This window comes from Edaphobacter sp., from assembly GCF_035532915.1.
Lineage (GTDB): Bacteria > Acidobacteriota > Terriglobia > Terriglobales > Acidobacteriaceae > Edaphobacter.
On record NZ_DATKQC010000431.1, the window covers coordinates 1 to 13,714 of the forward strand.

Below are 13,714 nucleotides of genomic sequence, written 5' to 3' on the forward strand. Positions count from 1 at the left end.
GCCGCAACTCCTCAATCATGAGCTGACGTAGATGGGTCACAGAGAATCCTCCTTCTCTGTCACCAAAGCTAGTCGGCAGCCATCAATCTCGGCTCAGGAACACGCGTAAGCGTCCGCCGCCGCAGCGGCTTCGTTCAAGTCTCCCATCCTGACGCTTCCCGCGAAAACCGTGGCGACCATCTCTTAGAGCGCACGCGGTAACTACAAATTCGAATTATCCGATCGCCAGGGGACGTGCCGGCGCCTGACGCATCCCGCGCGTAGCGAATGGCCGCCCAAAGGCTCCGGCTTCAAGCCGGCACGGCTGGCGGCCCGCTTCAAGATCCAGCCGACGCAGTCCTTGTGGAGCCCGCGACGGGAGATCTTGCCAACCCGGTTGACCCCGCGAAGGACGGCGCCGGAGCTGATGCCCGACGCGGCGAGCCAGCAGCGGAGGGCCTGAACGGGGCAGGTTTTCTCTTCCTTCCCAATGGGAATGCCGACCTTGCGTCCGGCTGCCTCCTGATCGGTCTTCGAGCGGCGGAAGGCGCCGGCATAGCCGACAAGGACCAGAGCCCGGTCGCGGAGGCCTGAGAGAGTCTCGGGGCAGCAAGCAACGATCCGGCGAATGTCGCTGGTCAGGAGCGGGGCCTTCCCTGCCTGGGCGGTGCCGATCGTGCGGCGGATGCCCTTGAGGGTCTCGCTCACAACAAAGTGATGGCTCGACGAGGGCGACTCTGCAAACCCTGCCGCCTGGTGAGCCTTGGTGATCGAGGTCAGCCGGCGGGTGATAGTGGCCGAGCGGAGCGATCCCGCGCGGTCGGCGATGTAAAGAGCGACGGTTGTCGGAGTTGCCGGCAGGTAGGGCAGGTTGTGGACTTCACAGAAGCGGGTGAAGTCCTCGAAGTCGGTCCGGTAGGCGCGCAGGGTGGCGGGGGATTTGGCGGCGTGAATGTAGGCTCGCGCCTTTTCGATCAGGTCTTCGAGGTCGGGGGAGCGTGCGGCTAAGGAAAGCGTTGGGGGGTGCATAGGATGAACTCCGTTTGAATGCGGGGAGTGAGTTGCGAAGAGGAAAGCGCGGGTCGTCCGGCCTACTGAGAGCAATAAGCGTCCGAGACCCGGATCGAGACGCGGCAGTGGTAGTCGAGAGGTCTAATCAGAATTTGGGGAGACAGTTGGACGGGAATCGATCCAATGAAGATGCTGGACGACTCTTCCCTTAGCGGAATCGATTTTTCACAGGGGACTTTCGAGCAATGGCAGAACGGAGGTGGCAGTCTGCCTGACCACTGGCGTCAGTGCCACCGCCAAGGGTTCGTCACCCGTTTCGCACATTTCGGCGGCTTGACCTCAGAAAAACTTCGAATCGAACGTCCCAGTCGGCTGATGGTAAGTCAACTTACCTTTGGAATTTCCGTAAATTGCACTCTGTACTGGGCTGTCTCATGACGCTTCTCCGAATCGTCATTCGAGCGCGTAGGTTGTCTGTGCAACACTCGGAAACTGCCTCAAGACGCGCAAGTATTGCAAGACAGCAGGAAATGAAGGCTGATCGGTGGGTTGAAACTTGATATTCCGATCCTGGCTCCCGTGCCCGCATAATTCAATGGATTGCTCTGAAATCGAAGGAGTAAAATTCAGAAAAACCTAATTGAGGGTGAACTGATGGGAACTGGAAAAGAATATTACGTTGAGCCTGTCGAGGAAGGATATTCCGTCAAGTCTCTAGGAGCAAAGCGTGCAAGCGCGATTTTGCCGACACAAAAGAAGGCCATCGAGAAGGCGCTGGAGCTAAATCCGGACTTGAAGCCGCACGTGGCGCGGGTGCGACACACGAAAGCTGGGCATCCAGACCAATTTGAAAAGAAGTAGGCTGGGATCAACGTCTTTCGTTCGGTCGTTCACGGATTCGGGTTTGCGCTGATCCACTCTTGCTCCAACCAATGCACGTCATATCCGACAGGGTGGTGGCAAATGAGCAGCTGGTGGCAATGGAACTGGTAGCCGCTTCCGTCCTGGGAATAACCTCAGAGGAATTCACCTCCAGGACAATCAAAGGCAGGACCGGTCAGCATCCCCCTGCACCCGCCAAAGTATGGCCGAACTATCCCCGTCTCCTTGACGGTGCGCTCCCCAACTTCCAAGGAACCGGACCCGACCGGCTTGTTGATAAGGGCCCGCTGCTAAGACATGGCGGCGGTCGTTCCATCTGGTACGGACTTCCGTAAGAACGGAGATTTATGGCATTTAAGATTCCCGAGAAGCGTACCGTAAGCCCGGATGATCCAGAATCATTGTTTAGGGACTTGCGTAAAAAAAGCGTGCCCGGCCTCCTGTCCCACCAGGCTGACCTTCTTCGCAGCTATCTCGCCGTCCACACCAAGCACTCAGACATCGCTCTTCAGCTGCCCACTGGCAGCGGGAAGACTCTCGTTGGGCTGCTCATTGCCGAGTGGCGAAGGCGCAAGTATGGCGAGCGCGTGGTCTATCTCTGTCCCACACGTCAGCTCGTGAATCAAGTCGCACAGCAGGCGACCGGAAAGTACGGCATCGACGTACATGCCTTCACCGGTTCGAGAGCGAATTATGATGCACAAGCTTCGTCGGAATGGATGAACGCCGAAGCGGTTGCTATCACGACTTACAACAGCCTCTTCAATACGAATCCCTTTTTCGATGAACCGAATCTCATCATCCTCGATGATGCCCACTCGGCGGAGAATTACGTTTCCTCGTTCTGGTCGCTACTCATTGAACGATCGCAGCACGCGGCTGCGTTTGCGGCCTTGGCTGGAGTGATAACCCCGTTACTGCCCGCATCTGACCGCTCTCGTATGGCGACAAGCTCCGACACAGCGGACCAGCAATGGGTTGAAAAGCTTCCAACGCCTGTTTTCCAGAGCATCGTGCCTGAGATCGTGGCTCTTCTGGATGAGCATACCCAGGGCAATAAGCTTCGCTATCCGTGGAGTCAATTGCGCGACTCTCTGCACGCATGCCATCTCTACATCTCCCAGCGCACCATCCTCTTTCGTCCACTCATCCCGCCTTCGAGCACGTTTGCTCCCTTCGCGTCCGCTACGCAGCGTCTCTACATGTCTGCGACCCTTGGGGCCGGAGGCGATCTTGAGCGCGTCACCGGCAGGCAGCCAATCCACAAGATTCCTGTACCCGCAGGCTGGGACAAACAAGGAATTGGAAGGCGCTTTTTCCTGTTTCCGAAGCGCTCGCTCGATGATCCCGAGACCGAACAGTTTGTCATCGAATCCGTCAAGCTTGGCGGGCGAGCACTCTACCTTGTTCCCGATGACCGTTCGGCGGATAAGGTCCGGGCGACAATCAGCTCCGCCTTGAGATATTCCGTTTTCGATGCATCCCAGATCGAAGAATCAAAAACACCATTCGTTCAGAGCAATGGAGCCGTCGCTGTCGTCGCCAACCGTTACGACGGGATCGATCTCATCAATGATGAATGCAGACTCCTGCTTGCCGACGGGCTTCCGGGCGGCGCGAACTTGCAGGAGCGCTTTTTTGTGCTCCGGGTTACCGCACAGCTTCTCCTAGATGATCGCATTCTGACGAGGCTCGTCCAAGGCTTTGGCCGATGCACCAGGTCGCCTAACGACTACGCGGCAGTGATCATCTTGGGTGAGAACCTGAACAACTATTTATTCAAGAAGGAGCGGCGAGAATTCTTCCATCCGGAGATCCAGGCCGAGCTGGAATTCGGGTTGGAGCAGTCCAAGGCTGCTACCGAAGCAGGCATGCTCGACAATCTGAGGCATTTTCTTGCGCAAGATGCCGAGTGGGACGAAGCCGAGAAGGCCATCATTGCACTTCGCGGCGGCTTGACCCAGCGCACCCTTGCGGCAGCGCCAGACCTTGCAGCCGCAGTCGCGGGAGAACTCGATTATCAGTACGCGCTCTGGAATGCCGACTACATCGCGGCGCTTGAACAATGCCGCGCGGTGATCGGAAAACTGACGCATACGGATTTGCGTGGATACCGAGCGCTCTGGCTTTATTTGGCCGGGTCGGCTGCCTGGCTTGCACATCAGGCCGGTCAGCTGCCTGACGATAGCACTGCCAAAGATTACTTCCGACAGGCCCAGGCCGCTGCACCGGTGCTGCGCTGGCTGGTGGCCTTGCGTACAAATGCGGCAGCGGCATCTTCTTCCGACGCCAGTGAAGACCCTCGCCTCACCGCAATGATCGAGCGGCTGGAGGCGATACTGGAAAGAATGGGCACGATTCATGATCGCAAGTTCGACGCTGAAGAGGCAGCGATTCTCAATGCCATTCTGCAGGACGACAATGGAACATTGTTTGAAGACGGGCACAAGCGACTAGGCACACTCCTTGGCTTTTCTGCAGGCAATTCGTCGGACGACGCCGCTCCTGATCCCTGGTGGATTGCCGATGACTCGTTTTGTATCGTCAGTGAGGATCATGCTGGGGCAAAGGCTGACACAGTGCTCTCTGCAACGAAGGCGCGACAAGCCGCTTCCCATCCAGACTGGATCAAGGCGAATCTTCCGGAGCTTGCTAATGCACAGATCGTGCCGGTCATCATCACGCCCTGCAGTAAGGCGTATAAAGGTGCCATTCCTTCATTGAGACGAGTCCGTTACTGGGCACGTGAGGACTTTCGCACCTGGGCGAAAACGGCACTTCAAGTGCTCCGTGAAATTCGGCGCGACTTTCCGGGGCCTGGACACTTAGCATGGCGTGCAACTGCGGCGACAAGGTTCAAACAGGCCAAGATCGCGCCTATTGAGATCGAGCGCATGCTGTCGAAGTCTGCTGCCGACGCGATGACGGTAGTCGCAGGCGGGGAGGAGGGGTAGTGGCCGAACTCTTCCTGTCTCTGGATGCATTCATCCGATCAGTCGGCATCAGTAAGATGCCCCACAACTTGTTCCTCGGAGCAGGCGCTTCTATCACTTCTGGCATGCCGTCTGCCCAAATGTGCATCTGGGAGTGGAAGCGCGATATTTTCCTGACAAACAACATCGGGCTGGAGACTCAGTTTTCGGAGCTATCTCTGGCGAGTGTTCGCGAGCGCATTCAGCGCTGGCTAGATCGGCAGGGACTCTATCCGGCGCAGGGTGCGCCAGATGAATACGGGGTCTATATAGAGGCTTGCTACCCGATCCCTGAGAGCCGCCGTGCGTATTTTCAGCAGAAGGTTCGGTTGGCCAAGCCGCATACCGGTTACCAGCTCCTCAGTGTGCTTGCGGAGCATGGACTTGTACGATCTGTCTGGACGACGAATTTCGATCAGCTCGCAAGCAGGGCGCTAGCCAATAGCAACGTCGCGCCTATTGAGATCGGAATCGACTCGGCGCACCGTATCATCCGACCCTCGAAAGCGGGCGAGCTGACGATTGTCTCTCTTCATGGGGACTATAGGTACGACCGTCTCAAAAACACGTCGGAAGAGATAAGGGATCAGGAGTCGCGCCTTGAAGCAGGCCTCGTTGAAGATCTTAGAGACGCCCCGACTATCGTTTGCGGTTATAGCGGCAGGGACGAATCCATCATGGACGCCCTTTCCGAAAGCCTTGAGCAAAGCGGTTCAGGCAGCATTTACTGGTGCGTCCAGGATTCGACATCCGTGGCCAAGCAGGTGACCGACCTGATTGAGCGTGCCAGAGCGCAGGGACGCACGGCGTACCTCGTGGTGGCACAAGGATTCGACGATCTGATGATTCGGTTGGCTCTGCATTGCCTCGGAGGATCAGCACAGGCCACGGCGACAGCGCTCATCGCTAAAAACAGCGGAGGCTCAGATGCACCCCGTGCCCCGTTTCGCATTGACCTGAAAGAGCCCGGCACGATTATCAAGAGCAACGCGTTCGAGATCGACTGCCCCTCGGAAGTTCTTGAATGCGAGCTAAAGCAATGGCCAAAGGAGCACGCCTGGCGCTGGGTGCGCGAGCAAACGGCAAACAGGAACGTGGTGGCGGTGCCCTTCAAAGGTAAAATTTTTGCGCTTGGAACGATGGACGATCTCCGAGCATGCTTCGACGACAACGTCAAAGACGGGCCTCGGCGCACGCCGCTACCCGAAGGGAGCCTTCGGATCGAAGACGGAGCCATCGCCTCCTTGATGCTGGAAGCGCTCACACGCAGTATGGTCGAAGCTACCGGAGCACAAAGCGACCGCGCTGTGCTGTGGTTTCGCAATTCTGGCCGACAGGAACGTCTCGACGGCACCGTGTACTCTGCCTATCCCTCAGTTCACCTCTCGCTGCGGCCAATCGAAAACAAGCTCTTTATCCTTTTCAAGCCATCAGTCCGCGTAGAGGACGCTTCAGGGCAATCTGCGCCTCGATTGGCTGCGAATGCAATCAAGATGCGCGTGCTCGGATGGCAACACAACAAAGAGTTTAACGATGCCGTAAACCTCTGGCGTACCCAACTGCTAGGAGGAGATAAGCCGCAGAGAACTTATGAGTATCCTGCAAATGCTGGAGCCTTCCGCTTCGTCATTCGGCGCGCACCGTCCTTTGCTGAGGTAGCGACTTTGCAAGGCGTGAAGACGGCGGCCTTGGAAGCCAGATTTCGCCCGTTGATCAAACAAAAAGGCCTCCAGATCCCTGAGCCTGAGCTTGTCTTTTCGAACCGCGCGGGCAGGGGCATAGCTAAAGATGCCCATCCCGTTCGCGGCATTCTAAGGAATCGTCCATTCGACTTCCCGCTCACGAACCAAGAGTTTGGCTCGGAGATTAGGCTAGGCGTCGTGTGTCCAAAAGGAGAAACCCAGCTCGCCCATGCCTTTTTGTCTAATCTCGGCCGACATATTGAGCCTACCTCACAGGAGGCGGATTACTTACCCGCCTATCCAGGGTTCCGGAGTGCGTTTGGCGTTGATCTCGCGGTAGCGGACCCAGGGAGTCGCGGATGGTTCGTGTGCCCCGAACCTGATGGAGCTGATGATCGCTCCAAAACGATAGACGTCGGACGCAATATCAATCGAGCAATCGAGACCCTTCAGGCCTCGTACTCTCCCAACGTCGTGTTTATCTTCTTTCCCGAGCGGTGGAGTTCTTACCGGGGCTTTGCTAGTGAATCCGAACGCTTCGACGTTCACGACTTTGTCAAAGCCAGTAGCGTGCACAAGGGAATCGGCACTCAGTTCCTCGAACAGAGTACCCTGTCCGATCAGCTCCAATGTCGTGTCTGGTGGTGGCTGTCCCTGGCTTTCTATGTGAAGGCGCTGCGAACGCCATGGGTGCTGGACGATTTGGATAAAGATAGTGCGTATGTCGGCATTGGCATGAGCTACGATCCTGCTCAAGCGCAGGGCAAGAGAGTGGTCATGGGATGCAGCCACATCTACAGCTCGCGGGGTGAAGGCTTACAATACCGGCTAAGTCAGGTAGAAAACCCCGTGTTTTACGGGAAAAATCCTTTCCTATCGCGCGATGACGCCAGGCGCGTCGGCGAGCAGATTAGGGAGCTGTTCTTCGAGTCTCGTTCATCGATCCCGAAGCGTGTTGTCATCCACAAACGAACGCGGTTCACGAAAGATGAGCAAATCGGCCTCAAGGAAGGCTTGAGCGGCGTTGCAGAAATTGAAATGCTCGAAATTGTTATAGATGACTCGCTGCGCTACGTGGCGTCTTCCGTGGACAGCCGAGGAATGCTGCATGAAGACAATTATCCGGTCTCTCGCGGAACGGTCGTGCGCGTCGATGATTTCAGTGCGCTTGTTTGGGTCCACGGTGTAACGAACGCGGTTGGTAACCGAAGATACTACCAAGGAAAACGCCGAATTCCCGCTCCATTGACGGTCCGAAGGCATTGCGGTCAGTCTGACATCAAGGATATTGCTACAGAGATCATTGGTCTCTCCAAGATGAACTGGAATACCTTCGACCTCTACACCAAGCTGCCGGCCACGGTGCAGTCGTCCAACGAGATTGCGCGGATCGGATCTCTGCTGGGGGCGTTCCAGCCCAAGTCTTACGATTTCCGACTCTTCATCTGAATTGCCTCTCGGAGCGACATCGAGCCAAATCGGAATCGTCTCGCCAATATTTGGCTGGTTCCGCAATTTCCCGGACATTTTGCCATGTCATGTGAGTTCGGTTTGACCAGCTAGGCGTTGATTCGTCTTTGAAGTGTCCACCACAACTAGATGTGTGTCCAGAAAGCCGAGGAGGCTGCCTGTGCGATTACAATGGAGGCACTTTGCTAACCGAACGCCACAAGGAAATTACAGATAAGATCTGGGAGATCGCCAACCGGCTGCGCGGACCATACCGTCCTCCGCAATATCGGTTGGTGATGCTGCCCATGGTCGTATTGCGCCGCCTCGACTGCGTGCTGGAGCCGACCAAGGATGCGGTCCTCAGGGAGTACAAGCGACTAAAGGCTGCGCACACCCCTGAGAAGGCGTTGCCGCGTCTTCTCACCAAAGTCGTCAATTTCGACCGCAAGCAGGCCCTCTACAACATCAGCCCCTTCACGTTCCAGAAGTTACTGGGCGACAGCGAGAACATCGCCCCCAATCTCGTCGCCTATATCAATGGTTTTTCCGATACGGCTCGTCGCATATTCGAGAAGTTCAAGTTCGGTGACCAGATCGAGAAGCTGGATTCGAGCAACCGCTTGTACGTCATTGTTCAGGCGATGGCCAGCATTGACCTGCACCCGGATCGGATCAGCAATATCGAGATGGGCTACATCTTCGAACACCTGGTCATGAAGTTCAACGAGCAGGCGAACGAAGAGGCCGGCGATCACTTCACGCCGCGCGAGGTGATCCGGCTCATGACACATCTCGTGTATACGGGCGAGGAAGACGTCTACAAGCCGGGCGTGTACCGTGAGATCTACGACCCTGCCTGCGGCACGGGCGGCATGTTATCAGTCTCCGAGGAAACGATCCGCGCCGGCAACAGGAAGGCCAATCTCGGCCTATATGGACAGGAGTACAACGACGAAAGCTGGGCGATCTGCTGCTCAGACATGCTCATCAAGGATGAGGAAACCGACCAGATAGTTCTCGGCGACACGCTCGGCGACGGCAAGACTCGCGATGGGTTTCCCGGCAAGGAATTCCATTACATGCTCGCCAATCCGCCATTTGGCGTGGAGTGGAAGGATCAACAGAAGGTGGTCGAAAAGGAAGCCGAAGAGCTCGGCTTTTCTGGCCGATTCGGTGCGGGACTTCCGGCTATCAACGATGGGTCCCTGCTTTTCCTTCAGCACATGATCTCGAAAATGAAGGACCCGCCGGAGAGGAAAGGCGAGGGATCGAAGATTGCGATCATCTTCAATGGCTCCCCGCTGTTCAGCGGGGACGCAGGATCCGGGCCGTCCAATATCCGGCGTTGGATCATCGAGAACGACTGGCTCGACACGATCGTCGCCCTGCCAGACCAGCTTTTCTACAACACCGGCATCTTCACCTACGTTTGGCTCGTCACCAACCGCAAGCCAAAGGAGAGGCGAGGCAAGGTGCAGTTGATCGACGGCACCCGCTTCTTCCAGAAGATGAAGAAGAGTCTCAATAACAAGCGCAACGAGTTGAGTGAACCTCATATTGCCCGGCTGACTGAAATCTACGGGAACTTCAAGAATGGCGAGCGTGAAACGGTGCAGATCGACGGAAAGTCCGAGAAGCGTATCGTCAGCCGCATCTTCGAGAATCGCGAGTTCGGTTTCCTCAAGGTGACCGTCGAACGGCCTCTGCGCCTGAATTTCGAAGCGAACAAGGAGCGCATCGGTCGGCTCGACGATCAATCCGCTTTCGCTGGGCTTGCGGTGTCAAAGAAGCGCAAGGACGCCAAGGCAATGGCCGCCGAAGAGAAAGAGGGGCGTGCTCAACAAGATGCCATTCGCGCGCTTCTTAAGACTCTCTCGGACAAGGGCTGCTATATGGATCGCGATCGGTTCGCGGCGGACCTGGATGCGGCCGCCGGACGGGTGAAGCTGAAGCTGTCCACGCCGATCAAGAAGGCCATTTTCGCTGCGCTGGGAGAGCGCGATCCGAAGGCAGAAATCTGCCGCAACGCCGATGGGGACCCGGAGCCTGATAGCGAGCTTCGCGATACCGAGAACATTCCGCTCCCTCCCGGCACCGCTCTGCCTCTGCCGATGGGCTTCGGCCCAGACCAGCCCAATGATGAGCTGGCAGAAGCTATGCGTCCAGCTATCGACGCCTACAAGGCGGCGGAAGTTCTGCCCCACGTGCCGGATGCCTGGGTGGATTACACCAAGACGAAGATGGGCTACGAAATCCCGATCACGCGGCATTTCTACGTTTACAAGCCGCCGCGTCCGCTGGCGGACATCGAGACGGACATTACGACATTGGAACGCGAGATCGCTGGACTGCTTAAGGGGCTGGTGTGAGCTATTTTCAGCACAGCGGCGAATTACCTGCCTGGATCGGTAACCCACCTGCTGGCTGGGAAACCGATTGGTTGAAATGGCATGTGCGGCTCTTGACCGAGCGGCCCACCGACGAAGAAGCTGTGGAACTCCCCTACATCGCAAACGAAGATATTTCCTCATGGACCGGAAAGCTTCTAAACCCTGACCCTCAGCCCGCCGATGCCGACAGCCGCAAATTCCAGCCCGACGACATTCTCTTTAACAAACTCCGCCCCTACTTGGCGAAGGTATATCACGCGTCATTCGCCGGCGTCAGCTCGGGCGAGTTGCTTTGCCTTCGCGGAGACGATCGCGTCATACCGCGGTACTTGTTTTACGTCGTCAGCTCCAAAGCGTTCGTCGATACGATCAATGCCGAAACCTTCGGCTCCAAAATGCCTAGGGCAGATTGGGAGACGGTGGGACATCAACCTTTGCCGCTTCCTCTCCTCGAAACCCAGAGACGGATCGCTGCGTTTTTGGATGGAAAATCAGACCAGATCAACAATCTGATTGCGCAGAAGCAAGCACTGATGGAGCGGCTCGCAGAGAAGCGGCAGGCGATCATCACCCAGGCCGTCACAAAGGGTCTCAATCCTTCCGTCTCCATGAAAGACAGCGGCATAGACTGGCTCGGCGACATACCGGCGCATTGGGAAGCGAAGCGCCTGAAGTACATCTCACCGCGTGTGACAGTTGGTATCGTTGTGACCCCAGCTGCCTACTATGCTGATGAGGGCATCCTGGCGCTGCGTGGTCTAAACATCAAGGCGATGAGATTTGATTTTTCCGATACCCGGAATATCACGCCAGAAGGACATAAGCTCAACATCAAGTCCATGCTGAAAACTGGTGATCTTGTTGCAGTCCGAACAGGCGCGCCGGGGACCACAGCAGTGATACCGCAAGAATTAGAGGGCACCAACTGCATTGACCTCGTAATAATACGGCGTCCTCTTGGCGCTTCTGAGCAGTACCTTGGTTGGTTCTTGAACAGCGATATCGCTCAAACTCAATACGCAATGGGTGCGGAAGGGGCTCTCCAACAGCATTTCAACGTCGAAACTTCGAAGGAAGTCATCTTAACGTTGCCGCCCTTTCCAGAGCAGGTCGACATCGCCGCATACATCGACCGCGCCATTGCTGCCCACGACATTCAGGCTGACAAGGTGCAGCAAAGCGTCGATACGCTGATCGAGTACCGCTCAGCCCTCGTCAACGCCGCTGTCACTGGGCAAATCGCGGGGTTGCAATGAGCCTTGATGCGGCAAGCTATTTCGACCATCTTCGAGCGTACGTTGCCAAGGTCTATGTTGTAGATGACGGTACATCGGGTTCCATTACTCTGGCCGAAAAGTACTTTCGGGAAGGCGGTACCAAGAAATCGACCCGAAAAGTAACGCTTTCCTTCAACGGAAAGGCCTTCGCTCTTAAACTGGATGGTCACAAGGAACCCCTCTTTCACTTCCTTGACGACAATGGGAAGCAATAGTGCTTTTGGCAACTTGGTCTGGCCCACTTCGGCGGTTTAATCTGGCCCACCCTTGGAACGTTGGGTTTCGGGGGGTAGTGTTCGGTTCTGCTGGAGCGCAGCCCGTAGGGCGAAGCGGAAGCAGAACCGAACGGCGCCCCATCCAGGGGTTACATTTTTCGCTTCTTTCCCAGGGTTCTGCGGAACCGGTATGACTCGGCGCCGGTCTCGATGATGTGAGCCTGGTCGGTGAGCCGGTCGAGGACAGCCTTGCAGAGCCTGGCGTTAGTGAAGACCTGCGGCCACTCGGAGAACGGCAGGTTGGTGGTCACGATCACGGCGGCTTTTTCGGCGCGTTCGGCGACGACCTGGAAGAGCAGTTCGGCCGCGACTTCGGCGAGAGGGACGTAGCCCAGCTCGTCGATGACGATCAGTTCTACACTGGCCCACCGCCTCAACATGCGAGTGAGGCTCTGGTCGCGCTGGGCTTCGACCAGTTGGTTGACGAGCGCCGCCGCGGTGGTGAAGCGAACGCGCTTGCGCTGCCGGCAGGCGGCGATGGCCAGTCCAGTTGCCAGATGGGTCTTCCCGGTGCCGGGCTCACCGACAAGAAGGACTGGTTCAGCACGTTCGAGATAGCCGCCTTCAGCCAGGGCGCGGATGCGCGAGGCCGGGATGTGCGGCGACTGCGCGAAGTCGAACTCCTCCAGCGTCTTCATGCGCGGCAGATGCGCGTCCTTGAGGCGCAGCTCGATCGAGCGCCGCTCGCGATCCTCGACTTCGCCCTGGAGCAGAGCTTCCAGATAGTGAAGATGGGAGTGGTTCTGTCTGCTCGCTTCCTCGGCCAGGGATGCGAACTGTCCTGCGATCGAGGCCAGACGTAACGACTTGCAGTGCTGGGCGATGCTTGCCTGTTCCATGCTCATGCCTGCACCTCGTTGATCCCGGCGGTGAGCAACTGGTTGTACTCGATCATCGTCGGCAAGGGCCGTTCGTATGCCGCGAGCACGCCGATCTCGATCGTCTGCTGGGCGGTATGCTGCAGTTGATCCGACATCAACAGATGACGGATCGCGGCCACATCCGTGCAGCCCAGTTCGAGCGCTTCGGCGACAGTGGCTTCGAGCTTGGCGTGGCCGAACTCACCGCCCATGCGGATCACCGCCACCATGGAGCGTGCGCCTGCCTGGCGTCCGTGCCTGCCAGTCATCAACTCCCAGAGCCGGTCGTAGCTCTCTGGCCATCGCCCCTGGGCTCGCCACAGAGCCAACGGCTTCGATCCCCGCAACGCGCCGGGCTTCCGCTCCAGCACGTCGAGATAGTGTTCGAGATCGAGGATCTGCCGCGCGCGATCATAACTGCGCTCATGCTGAGCGACGCGGATGCCATCCTGCCGGAACTCAACCACGCTGGAGTAAACACGAGCTTCGACAACAGTTCCCGGCTTCAGCGGTACGGAGTAGAAGTTCGTGCGCACCTTCGCGCAGCCTGCCTGATCGACACGCGGGAAGCTCACCTCCGCCAGATCGAAATCTTCCGCGGGTAGCGGTAACAGATGCTCCTTCTCGATCAGCAGCAACGTGCCGACGCTCTGCGTGCGGGCCGCCAACATGCGGTTCTCATCCTGGCGGCAGTCCGCAAACAGCTTCGCGTTCAGATCGGCAAGATCTCTGGCAGCCGGAACTGGAACCCAGTGGTTGCGGCGGAAGTAGCCCACTTCGCCTTCTACTCCGCCCTTTTCGTGGCCTTCGCCGGGAGTGCAGAAGCTGGCCTCATACTGCCAGTGCGAGCGAAAAGCGATGAAGCGGGCCGTCATCTCCCGCTCATAGCCGCGCAGGATCTTCTTCACCGCGCTGGTCAGGTTATCGTAGTTTT

9 protein-coding genes are annotated in these 13,714 nt (G+C 57.3%); 6 read left to right on the forward strand and 3 right to left on the reverse strand.

Annotation, left to right across the window (positions count from 1 at the left end):
• Positions 1 to 201 precede the first annotated feature (201 nt).
• Positions 202 to 1,008 carry a site-specific integrase gene (locus tag VMU57_RS20175; RefSeq protein ID WP_325386718.1) on the reverse strand — a complete coding sequence of 269 codons (807 nt, stop codon included), beginning with the start codon at positions 1,006 to 1,008 and terminating at the stop codon, positions 202 to 204.
• Positions 1,009 to 1,644: 636 nt separating this feature from the next.
• On the opposite strand from VMU57_RS20175, the gene VMU57_RS20180 reads away from it, so the two are divergent.
• The 6 genes from VMU57_RS20180 to VMU57_RS20205 all read left to right on the forward strand — a co-directional run bounded on the left by VMU57_RS20180 (position 1,645) and on the right by VMU57_RS20205 (position 11,860).
• Positions 1,645 to 1,851 (forward strand): DUF2188 domain-containing protein, encoded by a 207-nt coding sequence (locus tag VMU57_RS20180; RefSeq protein WP_325386720.1) that lies wholly within the window; start codon positions 1,645 to 1,647, stop codon positions 1,849 to 1,851.
• A gap of 368 nt (positions 1,852 to 2,219) precedes the next feature.
• Entirely contained in the window at positions 2,220 to 4,826 is a 2,607-nt protein-coding gene (locus VMU57_RS20185) for a DEAD/DEAH box helicase (protein WP_325386722.1), read from the forward strand.
• A complete protein-coding gene (locus VMU57_RS20190) occupies positions 4,826 to 7,975 on the forward strand; it encodes an SIR2 family protein (RefSeq protein WP_325386724.1) in 3,150 nt (1,049 codons plus the stop codon). The genes VMU57_RS20185 and VMU57_RS20190 overlap by 1 nt, the downstream gene beginning before the upstream one ends.
• A 203-nt stretch (positions 7,976 to 8,178) precedes the next feature.
• Positions 8,179 to 10,347, forward strand: a complete 2,169-nt coding sequence (locus tag VMU57_RS20195) for a class I SAM-dependent DNA methyltransferase (protein WP_325386726.1) — start codon at positions 8,179 to 8,181, stop codon at positions 10,345 to 10,347.
• On the forward strand, positions 10,344 to 11,624 hold the full coding sequence (locus tag VMU57_RS20200) for a restriction endonuclease subunit S (protein ID WP_325386728.1): 1,281 nt from the start codon (positions 10,344 to 10,346) through the stop codon (positions 11,622 to 11,624). Before VMU57_RS20195 ends, VMU57_RS20200 begins: the two co-directional genes overlap by 4 nt.
• Positions 11,621 to 11,860, forward strand: coding sequence for a hypothetical protein (locus tag VMU57_RS20205; protein ID WP_325386730.1), 240 nt, complete (start codon positions 11,621 to 11,623; stop codon positions 11,858 to 11,860). Before VMU57_RS20200 ends, VMU57_RS20205 begins: the two co-directional genes overlap by 4 nt.
• Before the next feature lie 149 nt (positions 11,861 to 12,009).
• Here VMU57_RS20205 and istB read toward each other — a convergent pair whose 3' ends face one another.
• Together istB and VMU57_RS20215 are read right to left on the reverse strand one after the other, a co-directional pair.
• Complete coding sequence (gene istB, locus VMU57_RS20210) at positions 12,010 to 12,765, reverse strand: IS21-like element helper ATPase IstB (protein ID WP_325386732.1); 756 nt, start codon at positions 12,763 to 12,765, stop codon at positions 12,010 to 12,012.
• The coding region (locus tag VMU57_RS20215) for a Mu transposase domain-containing protein (RefSeq protein ID WP_414648699.1) at positions 12,762 to 13,714 on the reverse strand (953 nt) is incomplete at its 5' end. The genes VMU57_RS20215 and istB, both read right to left, overlap by 4 nt.